The following is a 19,535-nucleotide window of genomic DNA, read 5'->3' on the forward strand; positions in this document are numbered from 1 at the left end:
TGATAACCGGCGGTCTCTTTTTTATTGATAAATAAGCGGTCTAACCTCATCAATTAATTGCTGAAGTTGCTTGGAGCAGGCAGCATATTTCCGCTTCTCGTCTTCGTCCGCCGTCAGCAGTCCGTACATCTCCATATCCGCTTCGCATTTCTTCAATGCCGCAAGCAGCGTAGCTTGATTCTGGCTCTTCGGCTGCTTGACCTTGTCATCGTACAGATCGATCGTCAGCGTGCCGAAATCATCAATTTGGGCCAGAAACACATCCTCGACGCGAAGATCCGATTTCTTGAGCTCTTTGGCCAGCCAGGCTTCGTTAAACCCTCTCACTTGAAGCGGATCCGCCAGCACGACACCATCCATGACTACCGCGATTGGCTCTCGCTCAGGTGTCACTTTAATCCCAAGCTGCTTCGGGGTTAGGGGTAAATTCTCGGTCTTGAGGAGCACATTGATCGCTCCGCTCGCCTCCATGATGGCAAACTCGACGTCGGCTGCTTTGAACACATCCTTCATTCGCAGCTGCTGCATCAGCTCATCCGTGGTCAAGCGCTCTTTCTTTAAGTTCTTCTCTAGTATTTTGCCCTTCTGAATCAATACGGTCGGGGTCCCGTCAATCCAATTACGGACTCTCTTGCTCTTTAATTGAAGCAGCTCAATGCCGAGCGACACCGCTACCCATACGCCTAAGGACAAAAAGCCCAAATACCATTTCTCATCCGTATCCAGCGAAATATACCCTGCCAAGTTACCCATAGTGATGCCTGTGATATATTCAAATACGGACAGCTCGGTAACCTGGCGTTTCCCAAGCAGCTTCGTCATAAGGAGCAAAAAGACGACTGCCATTAACGTCCGCCACGTGATCTCCAACCAATTACCCACTGTTCTCCACCTCCATCGGCGCCTGGCATGTACGTTCATTATGTGCGTAAATGCTGGAAATTATGAATGAATCTCCATCTATGTCCAATCGCTTATAAATAACAGAAGCCGGAACGATTAGGGCTCTACGTCCCCCCTCGTTCCGGCTTCTGTTACAGCTGGATTAAGCTTTAATATTCTCTGCTTGATCTTCTTTCTTCTCTACTACAGGCGCAGATGGTGCTGCAGATACTGCCGCGCTTGTTGTAATCGTGTTAATCGCGCTGCGGTCGAATGTAATCTTCGTTGCATCGTTGACGCGAAGGACAACGACATCATCCGAGATTTCCATAATCGTTCCGTGCATACCGCCGATCGTTACGATTTTATCGCCTTTCTTCAGCGAGCTAAGCATCGAGTTGCGCTGCTTTGATTTACGCTGCTGCGGACGAATCAGAAGGAAATAAAATACCGCAAACATAAGTACAAACGGGAGTAAAGATGCTGCTGATCCCATATTAGTTCACCCCTTTCCTTAAAATCCTTTATCATTCTCGTGCAAGCCGTACTTATTAAAGAAGTCATCACGGAAGTCAAGTAATCTGTCATCCATGATTGCTTGTCTCACGCCTCGCATCATTTCCAGAAGGAAGTGCAGATTGTGAATCGTAGTCAATCGAATTCCGAACGTCTCGTCAGCCTTAATGAGGTGGCGCAAGTACGAACGGGAGTAATTCGTACAGGTATAGCAGCTGCATTCCGGGTCCAGCGGACCGAAATCTTCCGTGAATTTCGCATTGCGGATAACTAATCGACCCGAGCTCGTCATCGTTGTACCGTTACGGGCAATTCGAGTAGGCAGTACGCAATCAAACATATCGATTCCGCGAATAGAGCCTTCAAGCAATGCATCCGGTGAACCTACGCCCATTAAATAGCGCGGTTTGTTAGATGGCAGCAGCGGAACCGTACAATCAAGCACATTGTACATGAGATTCTTCGGTTCTCCGACGCTCAATCCTCCAATAGCATACCCCGGGAAATCCATGGAAGTCAACTCTGCCGCGCTCTGGCGGCGCAAGTCTTCGTACATGCCGCCTTGCACAATCGCGAACAATCCTTGATCATGCGGACGTGCATGAGCGGCTAAGCAGCGCTCGGCCCAGCGGGTCGTACGCTCCAGCGATTTCTTAACATAATCATAGTCGGCCGGGTAGGGTGCACATTCATCGAATGCCATCATAATGTCGGAGCCGAGCGCATTTTGGATCTCCATCGCCACTTCCGGTGACAAGAACAGCTTGTCGCCGCTGAGATGACTGCGGAACTCTACGCCTTCTTCTTTGATCTTACGCATGTTGCTTAAGCTGAATACTTGAAATCCGCCGCTGTCCGTCAGAATCGGGCGATCCCAATTCATGAATTTATGCAGGCCGCCCGCTTTGCGAACAATTTCATGTCCGGGCCGGATAAACAGATGGTAGGTATTGCTCAGAATAATATGAGCATCCATCGTCTTCAGCTCTTCCGGGCTGATCGTCTTGACTGTAGCTTGCGTGCCTACCGGCATGAAAGCAGGTGTTTCAATAACTCCGTGAGGCGTATGTACGCGTCCAAGGCGCGCTCCTGATTGCTTGCAAGTTTTAATTAACTCGTATGTGATTGCCACTCGTGCACTTCCTCTTTCTGTCCTAGTAAATAAACATGGCGTCGCCGAAGCTGAAGAACCGATATTCCTGTTCAATCGCTTCCTTATACGCATTCATAATTGCCGTCCGTCCGGCTAATGCACTGACGAGCATCACCAGCGTCGACTTCGGCAGGTGGAAATTCGTTAATAAAGCATTAACCAGCTTGAACTTGTAGCCCGGGAAAATAAAAATGTCCGTCCAGCCGCTGCAAGCTTGTACATCCTCATACGTAAACCGAGATGCAACGGTTTCAAGAGTTCTTGCGGAAGTTGTGCCAACGGCTACAATTCTGCTTTCTCGTTCCTTTGCGGAGCGGAGCATTGCTGCTGTTTCTTCGCTTAACTCGTAATATTCGGAGTGCATGGTATGTTCTTCGATGGTATCCACTGACATCGGCCGGAACGTTCCGAGGCCAACATGCAGCGTAATATAACCGATATGTACTCCCTTGGCCTTCAACTGATCGAGAAACGGTCTGGTAAAATGCAGGCCGGCCGTCGGTGCCGCAGCGGATCCTTCATGCTTGGCATAGACCGTCTGATAACGCTCGCGATCGTCAAGACGCTCTTTAATATAAGGCGGCAACGGCATTTCGCCCAGTCGGTCCAGCAGTTCAGGGAAGATGCCTTCATAATGAAACTCGATCTCGCGACCGCCCATTTCACCTTCCGCTACCACCGTTGCTCGCAGCAGCGGATGACCGTTTCCGTCATCCCCGAAGGAAAGCTGTGCGCCAACCTTTAACCGCTTGCCCGGCTTCGCCAGCGTATCCCATCGATCCCCTTCAAGCTGCTTAAGCAGGAGCAGTTCGACTTTAGCGCCTGTATCGGATTTAATCCCCATCAATCGTGCCGGCATAACGCGAGTGTCGTTTAGGATTAGGGTATCCCCCGGCTGAAGCAGTTCAGCCAGCTTAGTAAACGTATGATGCTCCACTGCGCCCGACTCGCGATTAAGCGTCAGCAGCCGGGAGGACGTGCGGTCTGCAAGCGGAGTTTGTGCGATCAGATGCTCCGGTAACTCAAAATCAAATTCATTTACATTCATCGACTGGTTCTCATTCCTTAACGATCGTCACGTCTTTGTAATAGTATTGCATTATATATTTATAGTCATACCCAAGCTCTGCCAACCCGCGCGCTCCATATTGGGACAAGCCTACGCCATGCCCGTTGCCTGAACCGACGAATCGGAAGCCGGGATCTTTCGTTGCGGCTCGCAGTTCCCCATCGCCATTCAGGATGAAGATATTGCGGTCTTTCAATTCCTTTGTTTGACCATCTCCGCCGATGAGATACATCGTACCGTTATCGGTTACCGTCGGGCGTTCGCGTACTGCATGGTCTCCGCCTTCTATGGTCATTCTGGCTGTTTCATCAATTTTGAACAATGTGCTTGGCAATCCTCCGAAAGCGGCGCGATAAACATCCGGATATTTGACCTGCAGCTTCTGTCCGTTTACCAACAGCTCAATGGGACGCCCGGACGGTCCGCTCTGGCTGACTTCCAGTGTCGAGATCTTGCCTGTTATAGGCTTCTGAAGCTTACCGTTCGTGAATGCCAGGAGCTCTGCTGCCGTATACGTTCCTCTTACCCAAGACATCTCATTGGATTGCGGAACTTTCTCCAACCAGACAACCAGCGTGCCACGATTAGCCTGATCCACGACAGGTACATTCTCTTGAATAAGCGGGATTGGACGCAGCTTCGCTCCATCGGCATTTACCCGCAGAAGGGGTTGTCCCGCCTTTGATTTCTGATCGGTAGCATCCAGCAAATCCTCGCGCATGTAGCCGACGGATCCATTCGGGAGGGCTATTCGATACCATTGATACAGCCCTTTCTCGGAGGAGGAATCCGGACTCTGCGCACTCTTCAAGTAATTAATGCTATTGCCCCAGATCTCACTCGAATCGGCTGTAGCGCCTCCTGCGCTTGAAGAGAATACCGCCTCGATCACTTTGCCGTTATACATGGCCACTTCGCCGTTAGTCGCATCAACCGCTGCAATCGTTGTCGGTTTCTCTGAACCGATACCCCCATAGGCTTGACTGAGTGTAGTATCTACCACATGCGCGATTTGAAAGCCAAATCCCTGATAGATTGCATATGTACGCGCCGCAACCGCCTGCGACTTCAACGCTTCCGCCGGCCAAGATGCCGGCATCTCTGCACCGACAACGGCGTACAGATACTGTTCGAACGGTAATTCGTTAATGACAGCAAGCTTGTTGTTTAATCCGCTTACCTCGAACTGCCCGCGATAGCTTCGATTATATCGTTCCATGAGCTTAATGCCTGTAGAAGCCGAGGTTGAAATCCATAGCTTCGCTCCTGTGGTAGGTACCGAATAAAGCGAAACCGGCGGTTTAGAAGCAGAATCAACCGTCGTATAGTCGTCCCGGATCACGAAATAAGCGGAAGACGCATCCGTCTGCCGCAGCGCCAATGCACCGTTCACCTTCAGCGCTTGAGCTTTGACTTGACCGAGCGCAGTCTGATCGCTCTCCGAGCCGACCACGACGGTAAACACGCCTGCATCCATGCCGGATTGTTTGATGGCAGCATACGCCTCTACGCCGCTTGCTCCGAGAGACTGCGCTGCTTTCACAGCTTCGTCTTTGGAGGCATAAACCAAACCGGTATCCAAATGAAGCGGACCTACCAGCTCTGCTTTAGCTGATTTGCCGGCATAACCGGCAAGCGTAGCATCCTTCAGCCAGCGGTCTCCGGCAGCTTTCGCTTCTGCGGCTGTGGCATATGAACCTTCTTCGATTTGATAAACCTTACCGCGAGAGTCGTTCGCCGCTGTCATAAAACCCGCTGCCCCCATCGCCTTGAGCCGTTTATATGCGGCCAGTGCCGTCATATAATCGGTCGTCTCAAGCAGAAGTGGTTTATAGTCGTCCAGAGTAAACCGGGTCGTTTCTCCGTTTCCGCTTTGAAACATCGGGACTACGCCGGAAGGCTGGCGAACGCCGACTTGCAGTGCGGCAGCCGAACTGAAGGTGACTGCAGCCGTATCGAGCTTATACTTACTTGTATTCAGGAAGATGCCTACACGAATATTGTCGAGTTTAGGCACCGCCGCACCGTTTGACGGTACGGATGTCCAAACGGAGAGGCCTACAACCCCGGTCAACAGCAGCGTAAATGTTCGCATCGTCTTCGGCAGCCTTGATCGTTTCACTGCCGGCACTATGGACTCGTTCGATTGAACGACGTTTATGCCCTTCATCGGCAAAACATCCATTCCCCCTCGCCATTAATCTTTTTTGGGTAACGCACAGACTCCTTCATGACAGCTGTCATCCGTTCGGCCGAACCAGTCATAACGTTTCGCCGCAATCACGCGGTAGATTCCATCTGCGGCGATTCGCAGACCCGGCACACGGTACAGCCAAGCCAGCCATCTAAGGCCTCTGACCGTCCGCAAAATCCGAATGACGCCTGCAGCTCCCGCATGCAGCGTCCCATCCGCTTCAACGACATGCATCTTCGTCAGCAAGGTCTCTGTATTTAACGAAGCGAGACCGGGAATTGTTTCGTAGGTTTCGTCTAACGACTGAACCGGAATGAATCGCAGCACGGCAGTCGACTGCAGCTCCTTTAACTTACGAACGCTGCCCAGACATAAGTTGCAGGTACCATCATACAAGACAATAAGCTTCTCACGTTTGCTCTCATCCGTGCTGCGTTCTTTCTTGGCCATTATACGGAGCTCCCTCCCTCACCATTGTCGGCGTCAGCGCCGGGCTGCTGCGGCACAGGAAGACCCAGATGCCGATAGGCAAGCGGTGTTACCATGCGGCCGCGCGGAGTGCGCTGGAGGAAACCGATCTGCATCAGATAAGGCTCGTAGACATCTTCAATCGTTTGACTTTCTTCACCGATCGTGGCCGCTATCGTATCGAGCCCGACGGGACCACCGCGATAGATGGATATCATGGCACGGAGCATTTTGTGATCGATGCTGTCCAGACCAAGCGGATCCACTTGGATAAGTCCAAGCGCAGACTGGGCGAGTTCATGTGTAACAATTCCATCATTGCGCACTTGAGCGAAATCACGTACCCGCTTCAGCAGTCGGTTCGCAATCCGCGGCGTCCCACGGGAGCGCATCGCAATTTCTTGCGCCGCTTCACCGATAACGCTGACGCCGAGAATTTCGGCTGCCCGTGACACGATAAAAGCGAGTTCATCCACCGAATAGAACTCCAGTCGGCTCACTACACCGAAACGGTCGCGCAGCGGCGCGGACAATAGTCCGGCCCGCGTCGTAGCGCCGATCAGCGTGAACGGGGGCAGCTCAAGACGAACCGAACGCGCACTGGGGCCTTTGCCGATCATGATGTCGAGCGCAAAGTCCTCCATCGCCGGATAAAGCACTTCCTCTACCGTGCGGTGCAATCGGTGAATTTCATCAATAAACAAAACATCGCCTTCCTGCAAATTCGTCAGAAGCGCGGCGAGATCGCCGGGCCTCTCAATCGCAGGGCCGCTCGTGGTTCGCAGATTAACTCCCAGCTCGTTGGCGATGATATTCGATAACGTTGTTTTGCCAAGTCCCGGAGGACCGTAGAGCAATACATGGTCCAGCGCTTCTTTGCGCAGCTTTGCCGCCTCTATGAATACTTTCAGATTCTCTTTCACTTGAGTTTGACCGATATACTCGGCCAAATAGCGAGGGCGCAAACTCAGCTCCACCGCTTGATCTTCCATCATGAGGTTGGCGGAAATAATCCGATCGTCCATTCACGCGTACCCCTCTCTGCTAGCCTTTAAACAGTTGCTGCAATGCCCGTTTCATCAGGGCATCCACAGATTCATCGGCTGCCGCATGATCCTTCATGCCCTGCCATGCGCGATCCAGCTCAGCTGCCGTATAGCCGAGCGTCGTAAGCGCTTCGCGCGCTTCTTTCCAGTTCTGATTGCCGCCGAACAACGTTCCGCTGTCCGCATCATCGCCGAGTACAACGCTTGCCGCCGCGAAGCTGAAGCCTCCCGGAATTGCATCAAGCTTATCCTTCAAGTCAAGAACCATCCGCTGCGCCGTCTTCTTGCCAATGCCGGGCAGCTTGGTCAGAAACGTCAGGTTCTCCTGCTGGATGGCAGCCGCAATCGTCTCCGGTTTACCGCCTGCCAGAATGCCGAGCGCGACGCGCGGTCCAATGCCTGACACTTCAAGCAGCTTGCGGAACATCGCCTGTTCCTCGCGGGTTGCGAAACCGAAGAGCAGCGTCGCGTCTTCCCGAACATGATGATGGGTGTAGATGGTCACCGCATCATCACTCTTGGCAAAAGCATACGGGTTTGGCGTAAACACCCGGTAGCCGATATCTCGCACATCTACCACAACGAACTCTGTATCCAAATGGACGACGCGTCCTCGTACATAATCGATCATTTCCGGTTCACCCCGTTAATTTTATCCGTCAGAACGGAAGAATGGGCGTGGCAAATGGCCACGGCAAGCGCATCCGCTACGTCATCCGGCTTGGGTATCGCGCTCAGCTTCAGGAACATGCGTACCATCTCCTGTACCTGTCGTTTCTCCGCTTTGCCATATCCGACAACCGCCTGCTTCACCTGCAAAGGGGTATATTCCGTCACTGGCAATCCGCGCTGGGCCGCTGCCAAAATCATCACACCGCGTGCTTGACCAACTGAAAAAGCCGTCGTCACGTTCTTATTGAAAAACAGCTTCTCTACAGCGACGGTATCCGGTTTATAGCGATCCATCAGCGCACAAGTAGATTCATAGACCTGCTTAAGACGCTCCTCTTGAGGCGTATGCGCTTCGGTTTGAATACAGCCGTATTGGACGGGAACCAGCTTACTCCCGATTTTGTCAATGAAGCCAAATCCAACGATTGCAATCCCTGGATCAATCCCTAAAACACGCAAGCCTCTTCTCTCCCCATGCCAAAAAATAGTATGTTCAAAAATTGGCTTCCATCTATTATAGCAAATGATAGGCATGATGAGAACACGCGTTTTGTCTTTCGGGCAAGCTCCCCTACCAACATAAAAGACGAACGCTGCGTGCGTCCGTCTCTCCACTGTTTGAATATCGGGCTTAGCTTGAATTGGTATGACCTGGGGGCTAGAAGTCTCGTTTCATTACTTTCTCGGTCCGATCGACTGCATAATCGCTGAATGTGGACAATACACTGTTGTACTCGTCTTTGTCCGTTATCCGAATCCCGTTCACGAGCTCCTCGATCCGTTCCTTCGGCAAGCTGCTCTCCATGTAGTTGACATCCAGTTGAAAAAAGGTTCGCAGCACCTTCTCTTTCTTCGGCGAACCGTCGAATAACGTTAAATTGCCTGCCTTGTCCATGCTGATATAGCCGTTATGCTTGCAGGATTCCGACAAATCATCGATACGCTGCTCCATTACGACCGCTGATTCCGTATCAAGCACAGCCGTCCACTCCGGATGCCCTTTGAGCAACCGAAGCGCTTCTTTCGATGTCATCTGTCCAAGCGTGCTCTTCTCCTCACCGCATAAGAAAATACGATGAAGCTTGACGGTCACCTGCTCTGAAGGTGAAGCCAGCACGTCGATAACGCTTCTTGAAGGAGGATTCCCCTGCTTCATCGCTTGAACGGAACGAACGCTTGTAAGTGAGAGTAAGGTCACAGCAAGCAGGCAGCCTAATTGCCACATTGGCCGCCGATTCCGGAGCAGCTTTTTTTTTATTTTCTTCCAGAGGCTGAATTCCATCGTCGGGAACTCCCCTTTTTACCTTTTTTGTTAGTCTCTCACCTCAGCTGGAGAATTATGCACATCTTGCACGAATATGTAGAAAAGGCTGATACCGCCACATCACTTTACAAAAACAAGCCCGGCATCATCCGCGCATTTCTCCATGCGAGGACGGCCGGGCTTATTTCTCGACTTCGTTTAGCGATTAATCCACGGTAAACTTCCGCGGCGTTTCGGTTTCACGGTGCGTGTTTGACGAACGACAATCTTTTTGGCCGGTTTACGCGGAGGGGCCGATTTGCTCGGGGATGTACTCAGCGCATCCTCTTCTTCGAACTGATCGACTTCGTCCTCGCGTTTCTCATGGCAGCCGCAGTTGCAATTTTTCTTGCCTGTTGAAGCTCCTGCTACGACAGGCGCCATTTGACCGCCGCCCATGTAGCCGTAACCTCCTTGCGGTCCCATATTGGCCGGAGAGACCATCGACGGATCGTAGTAGCCGTAGCCGCCTTGTGGACCCATATTAGCCGGGGATACCATCGACGGATCGAAGTAACCGTAGCCGCCTTGCGGACCCATTTCGGCAGGGGATACCATCGACGGGTCATAGTAGCCATAGCCGCCTTGCGGACCCATGTTAGCCGGGGATACCATCGACGGATCATGGTAACCATAGCCGCCTTGCGGACCCATGTTAGCCGGGGATACCATCGACGGATCGAAGCCATAACCGCCTTGCGGACCCATCTCGGCAGGGGATACCGCCTGTGGACCCCAACCGTAGCTCGGTGCTCCCCATGGCAATGTTACGGGCGGACACCATTCCATGTCTTCCGCAGGACTAACTGCAGATGGATAGCCATATCCGCCTTGCGGACCCATCTCGGCAGGGGATACCGCTGACGGATAACCGTAGCCGCCTCCCATCGATGCAGGGGATACCGCTGACGGATATCCATAGCCGCCTCCCATCGATGCCGGAGATACCGCTGAAGGATAGCCGTAGCCGCCTCCCATCGACGCCGGAGATACGGCTGTCGGCTGCCCATAGCCGCCCCCCATCGATACCGGAGATACGGCAGTCGGCTGCCCATAGCCGCCTCCCATCGACACCGGAGATACGGCAGTCGGCTGCCCATAGCCGCCTCCCATCGATGCCGGAGATACCGCTTCTGGCATTTTCGGCATATCATAGAGCGACATGACCTCAGTAGCCGGAACGCCGTATTGTTTGAATAAATCAACATGCTGCTCATAAGAGTTGTAAACCGGATATTTCTTTTCTGCGACCGGCATGATTTCCGGCAGCGGCATCGGCATTGGAGCCGGCTCTGGCATCGGCGTCGGAGCAACTTGCTCCGGTATTGGCGTAGGCGTCGGTACCGGCATCGTGCTCGGCTTTTGCCCAGTAGGTTTCTTGCCGCCGAGCAAGGAAGGCGCAGTCGACATTTTGCCCATCAAGCCCTGAACACCTTGCATCACCGAGGAAGGGTGAAGCGGATGATGACCGGATCCCGAATTCTCGTTTCCACTTTGCATGTGCGTTTCGTGCATAGGATGTGCTGCGCCTGGCTTAGGTATATTTACAACTTCGCCGGTCAGCAGCACGTTTGGATTTTTCAGCTGCGGATTGGCTTTAATCATATCACTGAGCGGGATTCCCCATGCTTTGGAGAGCTTCCACAATGTATCACCCTGCTGAACAACATGCTGGTGCATAAAGTCCATATTTCCCGTATGAGAAGTAGGTACTTTGATCTTCATTCCGATGTCAATCATGTCCGGATTGGTGATAGTAGGATTCAGTTTCATGATTTCTTCCTGCGAAACATTATACTTCTGGGCAATGAGGTATAGTGTATCGCCTTTTTTGACAATATGAATTTTCACCCGTCAAAAACCTCCTGTCACGTTTGTACGCCTTGGGCAGACGTGGTAAACGCCCGTAATCAATCCCTACATCCTATGCATGAGATGGGCGAGTGTCACCCTTCCTTACAAAAAAAAGTTAAAGCCCCGCCTCCATTACACGAGGCAGAGCTTTAACTTTCCGAACGGAACAACCGCGTTTGAACATGTCCATGACACCATTGCGACTACTCAGACGCGGTATATTTGAAGCTTGGATAACTTCCCAGCACGCGGACCTGACAGCCAATCGCTTCGATTTCGGCAATTGCGGACGGCAGAAGAACCGTGTCCAGCGACATTTCGATGTCGATCAGGAAATAATAATTGCCAAGCTGCTTCTTCGTTGGACGGGATTCAATCCGCGAAAGGTTGATGCGGCGCCAAGAGAACGCTGAGAGCACCTGATGGAGCGCGCCCGGGTAGTCCTCCGGCATCGTAATGAGGATGCTCGTCTTATGGGACTGTGAATCACGAAGCGTAAACGGCTCAGATCCCACCAACAAGAAACGAGTAAAGTTGTTGTCATGGTCAGTTACCGCTGTCTCCAGAACGGCGAGTTCATTGTCGGCAGCAGCAGACACTTGTCCGATAGCCGCCCAGCCGCGTCCGGGATTATCGCGCACAATGCGCACCGCTTCCGAAGTACTGCCGACATGCTCAAGCTCCGCATGAGGGATATGCTTCTTCAGATACTGTGTACATTGCGCCATTGCCACCGGATGGCTGAGAACCTTAACGATCCTGTCGTAAGCAAGCTCGCCGTCAGTCGTTAGCTCCTTCGCTTCACCAATCAAGTTTTGAATGGAAGGGTAGACCCACTCCGCTTGAATCGGCAGGTTTACTTCATCCACGATCCAATCGGTATGCAGACCAACGGAACCATCGATCGTATTCTCAATCGGAATGATCGAGTAGGTTGTCTTGCCTTCCGCGGTGGAGAGAAACACATCGGCAATCATGCGATGATAGGAATAGTGAATATCGGCACCATGGCCGTTTAATAAGTACCGTGCTGCTTCGTCAGATGTTGAGCCTTTCGTCAAACATGCTACGCTAATCATGCCCTGACTTCTCCTTTGATCCGTTCCATGAATAATTGCTCCTGCTGTTTGCTGCTCACCGTGATCTCAGGACCTTCCGCACAAGGCTTCAGCCACATGGTCTGTGCTTGAATGCCATGTTTACCAAGGGTTTCACTGAGAAAAGCGTCCAGCTCCGCCTTGCGCGGGCTGTTCTTGTGAACGAGCGTAAGCAGCGTTGGACCCGCTCCGCTAAGCGCCACGCCTAAAGCACCGTGCTCCGTAGCTTGATCCAGAATTTCCTCCATGCCCGGAACCAATGCGGCCCGGTAAGGTTGGTGAAGGCGATCCCGCATCGCGAAAGCGATCAAATCCAGATTGCCGCTTGCGAATGCCGCCACGAGCAGCGAGCTGCTGCCTACATTAAAGACGGCATCCTTCATTGAAATTTGAGTTGGAAGCGCATGGCGTGCCTTCTCCGTCGATAACTGGAACGAAGGAATGGCTACCAGCACGTCCAAATCGGCGTGCGGTTCTATCCGAACCTTCTCCGCACGCGATCCGTCCCATGCCGAGACGACGATACCGCCGAACAGGGATGCACCGACATTATCCGGATGGCCTTCAAGCTCGCTGGCTATCTGAAACAAGGCATCGTCGCTAAGCGGGTTGCCGATTAACGCATTCGCGCAAGTTAACGCCCCGATGATGGCGGATGCACTGCTGCCAAGACCGCGAGTAAGCGGAATATCGCTGTACATCGCGATTTGCAGCTCCGGCACTTCCGCTCCGGCTGCCTCAAACACCTGCTGCGCAACTTTATAGATCAAATTGGATTTATCGGTTGGAATGCCCTCCAGCCCGTCTCCATGCAATTCAATCACCGTGCTTCCATCACTTGGGATCGTCATTTCGATCCAAGTGTACAGCGACAACGCCATTCCCAGCGTGTCAAAACCCGGACCGAGATTCGCCGTGCTGGCCGGGACCTTCACCATCACCCGGCGGTTCATCATTTTGCCGCACCCTCAAGCTGACGGATCGCGTTCATAACCGCTTCTTCGTTGTCTTCTACCACGATAGGCTCGGCTTGTACACTCTTTATGGCGATATTAGGATCCTTCAAGCCATGGCCCGTTAATACGCAAACTACCGTTTCGCCGCCTTTAAACTGCCCTTCGCGCTTCAGCTTCAATACGCCGGCAATGGATGCCGCCGATGCCGGCTCTGCAAAGATACCTTCGCGGCGTGCGATCAACTTGTACGCATCCAGAATATCCTCATCCGTCACATAGTTGATTTGGCCTTGGGATTCTTCCGCTGCAGCCACAGCTGTTTTCCAGCTTGCCGGGTTACCGATCCGGATAGCCGTTGCAATGGTTTCAGGCTCCGCGATCGGCTCGCCCTTCACGATTGCCATAGCGCCTTCCGCTTCAAAGCCGACCATCTTCGGCAGCGAAGAAATTTTGCCATGTGCGTGAAGCTCCTTGAAGCCTTTCCAGTACGCCGAGATATTGCCCGCGTTTCCAACCGGAATCGCCAAGTAGTCGGGCGCTTCGCCGCCAAGCTGGTCCACGACTTCAAATGCGGCCGTCTTCTGGCCTTCAATCCGATAAGGGTTGACGGAGTTCACGAGTGTAATCGGGTGCTTCGCCGTAATTTCACGAACGATTTCGAGCGCGCGGTCGAAGTTGCCGTTGATCGCGATAACTTTCGCACCGTAGATAATCGCCTGAGCCAGCTTCCCAAGCGCGATATTGTTATTCGGAATCAGTACGATACAGTTCAAACCGCCGCGCGCCGCATAAGCGGCAGCCGCTGCCGAAGTGTTGCCCGTAGACGCGCACATAATTGTAGTGCTGCCTTCTTCCATCGCTTTCGCAACCGCCATAACCATGCCGCGGTCTTTGAACGAACCTGTCGGGTTCAAGCCTTCATATTTGAAGAACAGGTTCAAGCCAAGCTCCTTGGACAGGTTCTCTGCGCGTACAAGAGGCGTATTGCCTTCTTGGAGTGTCAGCATCGGCGTGTTTTCATTGACGGGCAGAAATTCTTTATACGTTTCGAGCAAGCCTAGATATCTCATGGAAATAGGACTCCTTTATGTCAAATAATATTTAGCCTTCTACGCGGTACACACTCTTAATGGCTTTCACGACTTCCATGCCTTCCAGCGCTTGAAGCACTTTCTTCGCAGCTGCTTTGTTCGCATCATGCGTAATGATGATGATTTCCGCTTCCGGGATGTTCGGGTTCGGCTGTTGAAGCACGGACTCGAGGCTCACTTCGTACTCGGCAAAAGCTTGCGTAATGCGCGCAAGGACGCCTGCACGGTCATCCACATGGAGCAGCATAAAATATTTCGAAGCGATTTGCTCGTCGGTTTTGAGCTTCTTCTCTTTATAAGCAAGCTTCTCTTGTTTACCGTTCACACCGAGCTTCAAGTTCTTCACGACAGCGACAAGATCCGCTACTACGGAAGTGGCAGTCGGCAGTTCACCAGCGCCTGCTCCGTAGAACATCGTTTCGCCTACTGCTTCGCCATATACATAGACGGCGTTGAATACGCCGTTAACCGATGCGATCGGGTGAGAAAGCTTGACCATCGTTGGCTGCACGCTGACACTGATATAGTCGTCCTGGCGCTCAGCAATGCCAAGCAGCTTCACTTCGTAGCCAAGACGTTTCGCGTACAGGATGTCTTCCTTTGTAATCGAGGAAATCCCTTTTACATCCACATCTTCGAGTGCAACGTTAGCGCGGAAGCCGAGTGTCGCAAGAATGGTCATTTTACGAGCAGCATCCAATCCTTCAACATCCGATGTCGGATCGGACTCGGCATATCCAAGATCCTGTGCTTCCTTCAGCACATCGCCGTAAGCTGCGCCTTCTTTGCTCATTTTAGTAAGAATATAGTTTGTAGTACCGTTTACGATACCCATAATCTTCGTAATGCGATCGGACGAGAAGCCTTCCACCAGTGTACGAATGATGGGAATCCCGCCGGCAACACTCGCCTCGTAGAGGACGTCGCAGCCGTTCTCTTGTGCTTTGGCCAGAATTTCCGGTCCGTGCAAGGCCATCAAATCTTTGTTCGCCGTAACGATATGCTTGCCGCGCGACAACGCTTCAAGAATGTAGTTCTTCGTAAGTTCAATACCGCCCATAACCTCAACGATGACATCGATATCCGGATTATAGATGATTTCCCAAACGTCCTCTGTCAGCTTCTCCGTTGAAACGCTGATGGAACGGGCTTTGTTTTTATTCTGCACGAGTACTTTCTCGATGACGATCGGGGAACCCACTTGGCTTTCCAAATCGGATTGATGTCCTTCCACGATGCGTACCACACCTGTACCGACTGTTCCCAGCCCTAGCAAACCTACTCTGATCGGCTTCATTGTTCTGTTATCCTCCAGTTCAACTCTCAAATTCTCTATCCTTGCCCAATAATCGTCGCTTTGCGTACACCATCGTGCTTACGGATGCCGTCGATTAGCTCTGACAGCGCTCCGTTCATCATCGAGGTATCTACGGAAATAATGACATTGGCAAGTCCTTGCAGCGGGATGGTTTGGTGAATCGTAAGTACATTTCCTTCCGTGCCGGCTACAAGGCCAAGCACTTTCGAGAGGACGCCCGACCGGTGGTCCAGATCCATGGAAATGGTTACGATCGCTTCCCGTTTCAATTGATTCTGCGTGTAGACGCCGTCTTTATATTTGTAGAAGGCGCTTCGACTTAAGCCTACCCGTTCCGTCGCTTCATGAACGGTGGCGGCTTCGCCGCGCCGGAGCATCTCTTTCACTTGGATCGTCTTCACGATCGCTTCCGGCAACATGTCCTCGCGGACGACAAAATATCGTTCTTCCACTTGCCGTCCTCCCTCAAGAGACATTTGTTCTTCCATAGAGGACATTATATCGAATAATGGCGAATGCGGCAATAGGCAATCGAGAAACACAACATTCTCATTATACCTATTTTATCCTTGGAATGAACAAAAAACTGCCGCAGCGTGTCTGCATGTTCATGCACAGACACTGCCGCAGCAGTTTCACTTTATTTATTCGTGATAGGAGAAATCGCTGCCCTCGAAGAACTCGAACGTATAATCGCCGATACGAACGATATCGCCGTCCTTAGCTCCGATCTTACGAAGCTCCGCGTCAACGCCCATCTTACGCATCGTACGTGCAAACCGCATAATCGCATCGTAGGAATTGTTGAGGTTAACCCGCTTCATGAACTTCTCGATCGTGGCACTTTCCACGTAGAAGCCTTCGTTTTCCTTGCCTACTTTGAACGAACGATCTTCTTCTTGCTCGAGCGTGTACACTTTGCGCTCGGCTACATCCTTCACTTCCTCGATCAAGCGGGTGTCCGGAACGGTTGCCAGCAAATCGGCAGCCTTATAGAGCAGCTCTTGAACCCCTTGCTTCGTAAGAGAGGACATCGCAACCAGTTGATGCTTCTCGGCGTCGCCGCTTGCTTCAAGCTGTTCGCGGAACAAGGCAAGCTGTTCCTCCGCATCCGGCATATCCATCTTGTTCGCCACAATAATTTGCGGGCGTTCCGCCAGAATCGGATTGTACATCTTGAGCTCTTGGTTGATCTTCACCCAGTCATCGTAAGGATCGCGTCCCTCCGACCCCGACATATCAAGAATGTGCAAAATAATTCTCGTACGTTCGACGTGCCGCAGAAAATCATGACCGAGACCGACGCCTTCACTTGCGCCTTCAATCAAACCCGGAAGGTCCGCCATCACGAAGCTGCGCCCATCACCGACATCGACTACGCCTAGGTTAGGCGACAGTGTCGTAAAGTGATAAGCACCAATCTTCGGCGTTGCTGCCGAAACAACCGATAGCAGCGTCGATTTCCCTACACTCGGGAAGCCGACAAGCCCAATGTCCGCCATTACTTTAAGCTCAAGCGTAATGGTGCGCTCTTGGCCTTCCTCGCCGTTCTCGCAGAAATCCGGGGCCGGATTGGCCGCCGTCGCGAAACGGCAGTTGCCGCGTCCGCCGCGCCCGCCCTTTGCCACCACGATTTCCGAGCCGTGCTGCGTCATATCCGCGATAATGGATTCGGTTTCGTCATCGATGATGACCGTTCCCGGCGGGATACGAACGATCATATGCTCCGCGTTAGCGCCGTGCATCGTTTTCACTTTGCCGCGCTCGCCTCGCTCGCCTTTGAAATGCCGCTGGTAGCGGAAATCCATCAGGGTACGAAGCCCTTCGTCTACGCGGAAAATAACGTCGCCGCCTCTTCCGCCGTCACCGCCGGCCGGTCCGCCGTTCGGTACGTATTTCTCCCGGCGATAGGAAACGATTCCGTTTCCTCCGTCGCCGCCTTTTACGAATATCTTTGCTTTGTCGACAAACATGTCCTAGCCTCCGTTTATTTCCCAAGCTGCGCTTGCAGCATGACACTTGCTGATTGCAGGCCATTCTCCGCCAGCTTAAGCGGTGAATTATCAAGCGCCCGCTTGCATTTCATCTTCCAATCATCCATCTCTTTAATGATCCCTTCACAGTGGAAAGATACGCTTAGCTGCTGCTCGTCCTGCGAAATCCGTATAACGAGCCGCTCAGCATCACCCGTGCCCGGTCTGATGGCGAATCGATAGGCGTTGATAATGCCGACGATCGATTCCGCCGCAAGCTCGCCGTCAAGCGGCAGCTCCGCCAAATTCACATCACCGTCAATCTCCACATCAATTACCAATGAGTGCGATATCGTGCGAAACGACTGTATAAACAAGACAAGCGACGGAATTCCGAGCTTCGCGATCTTGCTCTCCGTTAACATCCGTTCTCTTATCTGTTCCACGTACTGAACGGTCTTATCCGCTTTGCCCATTCGAATATATCCGTATATGACCTGCAGATCATTCATCCAATCATGGCGATGATGATTCAGCGTTCGAATGGATGCTTGCTGCATCGCAGAAGCAGCCCTTGCCATGCGCGATTCTTGTTCCCTTCGTTCCGCAAGAACCCAGAACGCAGCTACAAGGACCAGCCAGACTGTAAACACAGCCAGCAGCCAGAGTTCCGCCGGCCAAATGAAAACAGCAGCAGCAGGAACCAAAAGGGATGCAGCCGCAAATTGTTTGGTCATTCCGATGCGATTCATAAGCCGAGCCTACTTTCCTGTTCTTTCCTAGCCTTAAACAGTATATCACGAGAAAGTAGAAAGATCATCTTTGCATATCGCTTTGTTCATAAAAAAAGAAAACCCCGGTCTGCATGCAGACCAGGGATCTTTCACTATTCTGCTGCCGCTACCGGAGCAAGTGTAACTGGGTAAACGCTGACTTTCTTACGATCGCGTCCCCAACGCTCATATTTCACAACGCCTTCCACTTTCGCGAATAGCGTGTCGTCTTTACCGATGCCAACATTGTTGCCCGGGTGAACTTTCGTTCCGCGTTGACGAACTAGGATGCTGCCAGCAGTTACCGTTTGACCGTCAGCGCGTTTAGCGCCAAGACGTTTGGATTGGCTGTCACGTCCGTTCTTCGTGGAACCTACACCTTTCTTCGAAGCGAAAAGCTGAAGATTCAGTTTCAACATGGATGTTCCCTCCTTTATTCCCGAAATTGTTGACGAATATCAACATACTTCCCGTACGAGGCTGCAATGGAATTCAGCATGACGATCATACCCTCCAGCAGCAGCTGCGCTTTCTCGTTAGAGCTCGCATCACTCGTTACCGGAATATCTGATCGGAGCCAGCCGCTCTTCATGGAAGCAGGGAGAGCAAGTCCCGCCAACTCCTCAATCGCGTTCACCGTACCGACCGAAACGGCCGATACACCAGCACAGACGATATCTTTGCCCGGCTTTGCAAACTTGGCATGTCCTTCTATTGCAAACGCTACGATCCGCGTATTAACGGCGGATTGCCGTTCAATGGTGACCGTAATCATAATTTAACCTCTTAAGCTTGGATTTTGCCAATCGTTACTTTGGAGTACGGCTGACGGTGACCTTGCTTACGGCGGTAGTTTTTCTTCGCTTTGTATTTATAAACGATGATTTTTTGACCTCTGCCGTGTTTTTCGACTTTAGCTGTTACAGTAGCGCCGGAAACAACCGGAGCGCCAGTTACCAGCTCGTCGCCTTTAGAAACAGCCAAGACGCGGTCAAACGTTACCTCTTCACCTTCAAAAGCATTCAGCTTCTCAAGAAATAGAACGTCGCCCTCTTGAACTTTGTACTGTTTTCCACCAGTTTCAATAATCGCAAACATATGTTGCACCTCCTTATATCGAAGACTCGCCTGATGCAGGTGCCGACCTCGGAAGGCCGAGCTTAGAAACCT

21 protein-coding genes are annotated in these 19,535 nt (G+C 52.0%); all 21 read right to left on the reverse strand.

Features of this window, described 5'->3' with window-relative positions:
- Positions 1 to 21: 21 nt before the first annotated feature.
- Positions 22 to 882 carry a DUF421 domain-containing protein gene (locus tag I8J30_RS01545; protein WP_210654789.1) on the reverse strand — a complete coding sequence of 287 codons (861 nt, stop codon included), beginning with the start codon at positions 880 to 882 and terminating at the stop codon, positions 22 to 24.
- Positions 883 to 1,045: 163 nt separating this feature from the next.
- The gene (gene yajC / locus I8J30_RS01550) at positions 1,046 to 1,378 is read right to left on the reverse strand and encodes a preprotein translocase subunit YajC (protein WP_090983109.1); all 333 of its coding nucleotides are present in this window, start codon (positions 1,376 to 1,378) and stop codon (positions 1,046 to 1,048) included.
- A gap of 18 nt (positions 1,379 to 1,396) precedes the next feature.
- Positions 1,397 to 2,530 (reverse strand): tRNA guanosine(34) transglycosylase Tgt, encoded by a 1,134-nt coding sequence (gene tgt / locus I8J30_RS01555; RefSeq protein ID WP_338044762.1) that lies wholly within the window; start codon positions 2,528 to 2,530, stop codon positions 1,397 to 1,399.
- Positions 2,531 to 2,552: 22 nt separating this feature from the next.
- Complete coding sequence (gene queA, locus I8J30_RS01560) at positions 2,553 to 3,599, reverse strand: tRNA preQ1(34) S-adenosylmethionine ribosyltransferase-isomerase QueA (protein ID WP_210654794.1); 1,047 nt, start codon at positions 3,597 to 3,599, stop codon at positions 2,553 to 2,555.
- A gap of 10 nt (positions 3,600 to 3,609) precedes the next feature.
- Positions 3,610 to 5,790, reverse strand: a complete 2,181-nt coding sequence (locus I8J30_RS01565) for a SpoIID/LytB domain-containing protein (protein ID WP_240547732.1) — start codon at positions 5,788 to 5,790, stop codon at positions 3,610 to 3,612.
- Positions 5,791 to 5,817: 27 nt separating this feature from the next.
- Positions 5,818 to 6,264, reverse strand: coding sequence for a thiol-disulfide oxidoreductase DCC family protein (locus I8J30_RS01570; protein WP_091214851.1), 447 nt, complete (start codon positions 6,262 to 6,264; stop codon positions 5,818 to 5,820).
- Entirely contained in the window at positions 6,264 to 7,307 is a 1,044-nt protein-coding gene (gene ruvB / locus I8J30_RS01575) for a Holliday junction branch migration DNA helicase RuvB (RefSeq protein WP_091214847.1), read from the reverse strand. The genes I8J30_RS01570 and ruvB overlap by 1 nt, the downstream gene beginning before the upstream one ends.
- 19 nt (positions 7,308 to 7,326) lie before the next feature.
- Positions 7,327 to 7,959: a Holliday junction branch migration protein RuvA gene (ruvA, locus tag I8J30_RS01580; protein ID WP_210654796.1), complete on the reverse strand. Its 633-nt coding sequence runs from the start codon at positions 7,957 to 7,959 to the stop codon at positions 7,327 to 7,329.
- A complete protein-coding gene (gene ruvC, locus I8J30_RS01585) occupies positions 7,956 to 8,459 on the reverse strand; it encodes a crossover junction endodeoxyribonuclease RuvC (RefSeq protein ID WP_091214843.1) in 504 nt (167 codons plus the stop codon). Before ruvC ends, ruvA begins: the two co-directional genes overlap by 4 nt.
- A gap of 199 nt (positions 8,460 to 8,658) precedes the next feature.
- Positions 8,659 to 9,282 (reverse strand): BofC C-terminal domain-containing protein, encoded by a 624-nt coding sequence (locus tag I8J30_RS01590; protein WP_210654798.1) that lies wholly within the window; start codon positions 9,280 to 9,282, stop codon positions 8,659 to 8,661.
- A gap of 180 nt (positions 9,283 to 9,462) precedes the next feature.
- The gene (locus I8J30_RS01595) at positions 9,463 to 11,154 is read right to left on the reverse strand and encodes a LysM peptidoglycan-binding domain-containing protein (RefSeq protein ID WP_338044763.1); all 1,692 of its coding nucleotides are present in this window, start codon (positions 11,152 to 11,154) and stop codon (positions 9,463 to 9,465) included.
- Between the two features lie 206 nt (positions 11,155 to 11,360).
- Entirely contained in the window at positions 11,361 to 12,236 is an 876-nt protein-coding gene (gene pheA, locus I8J30_RS01600; RefSeq protein WP_210654800.1) for a prephenate dehydratase, read from the reverse strand.
- The gene (gene thrB, locus I8J30_RS01605) at positions 12,233 to 13,210 is read right to left on the reverse strand and encodes a homoserine kinase (protein WP_210654802.1); all 978 of its coding nucleotides are present in this window, start codon (positions 13,208 to 13,210) and stop codon (positions 12,233 to 12,235) included. The genes pheA and thrB overlap by 4 nt, the downstream gene beginning before the upstream one ends.
- Entirely contained in the window at positions 13,207 to 14,280 is a 1,074-nt protein-coding gene (thrC, locus tag I8J30_RS01610) for a threonine synthase (RefSeq protein ID WP_210654804.1), read from the reverse strand. The genes thrB and thrC overlap by 4 nt, the downstream gene beginning before the upstream one ends.
- Positions 14,281 to 14,311: 31 nt before the next feature.
- Complete coding sequence (locus I8J30_RS01615) at positions 14,312 to 15,598, reverse strand: homoserine dehydrogenase (RefSeq protein WP_091214827.1); 1,287 nt, start codon at positions 15,596 to 15,598, stop codon at positions 14,312 to 14,314.
- 35 nt (positions 15,599 to 15,633) lie between these two features.
- The gene (locus I8J30_RS01620) at positions 15,634 to 16,071 is read right to left on the reverse strand and encodes an ACT domain-containing protein (protein WP_090983085.1); all 438 of its coding nucleotides are present in this window, start codon (positions 16,069 to 16,071) and stop codon (positions 15,634 to 15,636) included.
- 192 nt (positions 16,072 to 16,263) lie between these two features.
- Positions 16,264 to 17,592 carry a GTPase ObgE gene (gene obgE, locus I8J30_RS01625; RefSeq protein WP_210654806.1) on the reverse strand — a complete coding sequence of 443 codons (1,329 nt, stop codon included), beginning with the start codon at positions 17,590 to 17,592 and terminating at the stop codon, positions 16,264 to 16,266.
- A gap of 14 nt (positions 17,593 to 17,606) precedes the next feature.
- Positions 17,607 to 18,344: a Spo0B domain-containing protein gene (locus I8J30_RS01630; protein WP_210654808.1), complete on the reverse strand. Its 738-nt coding sequence runs from the start codon at positions 18,342 to 18,344 to the stop codon at positions 17,607 to 17,609.
- 134 nt (positions 18,345 to 18,478) lie between these two features.
- Positions 18,479 to 18,784, reverse strand: coding sequence for a 50S ribosomal protein L27 (gene rpmA, locus I8J30_RS01635; RefSeq protein ID WP_090983078.1), 306 nt, complete (start codon positions 18,782 to 18,784; stop codon positions 18,479 to 18,481).
- A gap of 14 nt (positions 18,785 to 18,798) precedes the next feature.
- The gene (locus I8J30_RS01640; RefSeq protein ID WP_091214817.1) at positions 18,799 to 19,140 is read right to left on the reverse strand and encodes a ribosomal-processing cysteine protease Prp; all 342 of its coding nucleotides are present in this window, start codon (positions 19,138 to 19,140) and stop codon (positions 18,799 to 18,801) included.
- Positions 19,141 to 19,151: 11 nt separating this feature from the next.
- Entirely contained in the window at positions 19,152 to 19,463 is a 312-nt protein-coding gene (rplU, locus tag I8J30_RS01645; protein WP_091214815.1) for a 50S ribosomal protein L21, read from the reverse strand.
- Positions 19,464 to 19,535 lie beyond the last annotated feature (72 nt).

This window comes from Paenibacillus lignilyticus (assembly GCF_017942085.1).
GTDB lineage: Bacteria > Bacillota > Bacilli > Paenibacillales > Paenibacillaceae > Paenibacillus_Z > Paenibacillus_Z lignilyticus.

What these genes read in the sequence shown, in the direction of transcription:
- I8J30_RS01640 (WP_091214817.1), bottom strand. Translation starts at nt 19,140, where the DNA reads ATGATTACGGTCACCATTGAACGGCAATCCGCCGTTAATACGCGGATC.
- pheA (WP_210654800.1), bottom strand. Translation starts at nt 12,236, where the DNA reads ATGATTAGCGTAGCATGTTTGACGAAAGGCTCAACATCTGACGAAGCA.
- obgE (WP_210654806.1), bottom strand. Translation starts at nt 17,592, where the DNA reads ATGTTTGTCGACAAAGCAAAGATATTCGTAAAAGGCGGCGACGGAGGA.
- I8J30_RS01590 (WP_210654798.1), bottom strand. Translation starts at nt 9,282, where the DNA reads ATGGAATTCAGCCTCTGGAAGAAAATAAAAAAAAAGCTGCTCCGGAAT.
- I8J30_RS01565 (WP_240547732.1), bottom strand. Translation starts at nt 5,790, where the DNA reads ATGAAGGGCATAAACGTCGTTCAATCGAACGAGTCCATAGTGCCGGCA.
- rplU (WP_091214815.1), bottom strand. Translation starts at nt 19,463, where the DNA reads ATGTTTGCGATTATTGAAACTGGTGGAAAACAGTACAAAGTTCAAGAG.
- I8J30_RS01630 (WP_210654808.1), bottom strand. Translation starts at nt 18,344, where the DNA reads ATGAATCGCATCGGAATGACCAAACAATTTGCGGCTGCATCCCTTTTG.
- thrC (WP_210654804.1), bottom strand. Translation starts at nt 14,280, where the DNA reads ATGAGATATCTAGGCTTGCTCGAAACGTATAAAGAATTTCTGCCCGTC.
- ruvA (WP_210654796.1), bottom strand. Translation starts at nt 7,959, where the DNA reads ATGATCGATTATGTACGAGGACGCGTCGTCCATTTGGATACAGAGTTC.
- rpmA (WP_090983078.1), bottom strand. Translation starts at nt 18,784, where the DNA reads ATGTTGAAACTGAATCTTCAGCTTTTCGCTTCGAAGAAAGGTGTAGGT.
- I8J30_RS01615 (WP_091214827.1), bottom strand. Translation starts at nt 15,598, where the DNA reads ATGAAGCCGATCAGAGTAGGTTTGCTAGGGCTGGGAACAGTCGGTACA.
- ruvB (WP_091214847.1), bottom strand. Translation starts at nt 7,307, where the DNA reads ATGGACGATCGGATTATTTCCGCCAACCTCATGATGGAAGATCAAGCG.
- yajC (WP_090983109.1), bottom strand. Translation starts at nt 1,378, where the DNA reads ATGGGATCAGCAGCATCTTTACTCCCGTTTGTACTTATGTTTGCGGTA.
- I8J30_RS01570 (WP_091214851.1), bottom strand. Translation starts at nt 6,264, where the DNA reads ATGGCCAAGAAAGAACGCAGCACGGATGAGAGCAAACGTGAGAAGCTT.
- thrB (WP_210654802.1), bottom strand. Translation starts at nt 13,210, where the DNA reads ATGATGAACCGCCGGGTGATGGTGAAGGTCCCGGCCAGCACGGCGAAT.
- queA (WP_210654794.1), bottom strand. Translation starts at nt 3,599, where the DNA reads ATGAATGTAAATGAATTTGATTTTGAGTTACCGGAGCATCTGATCGCA.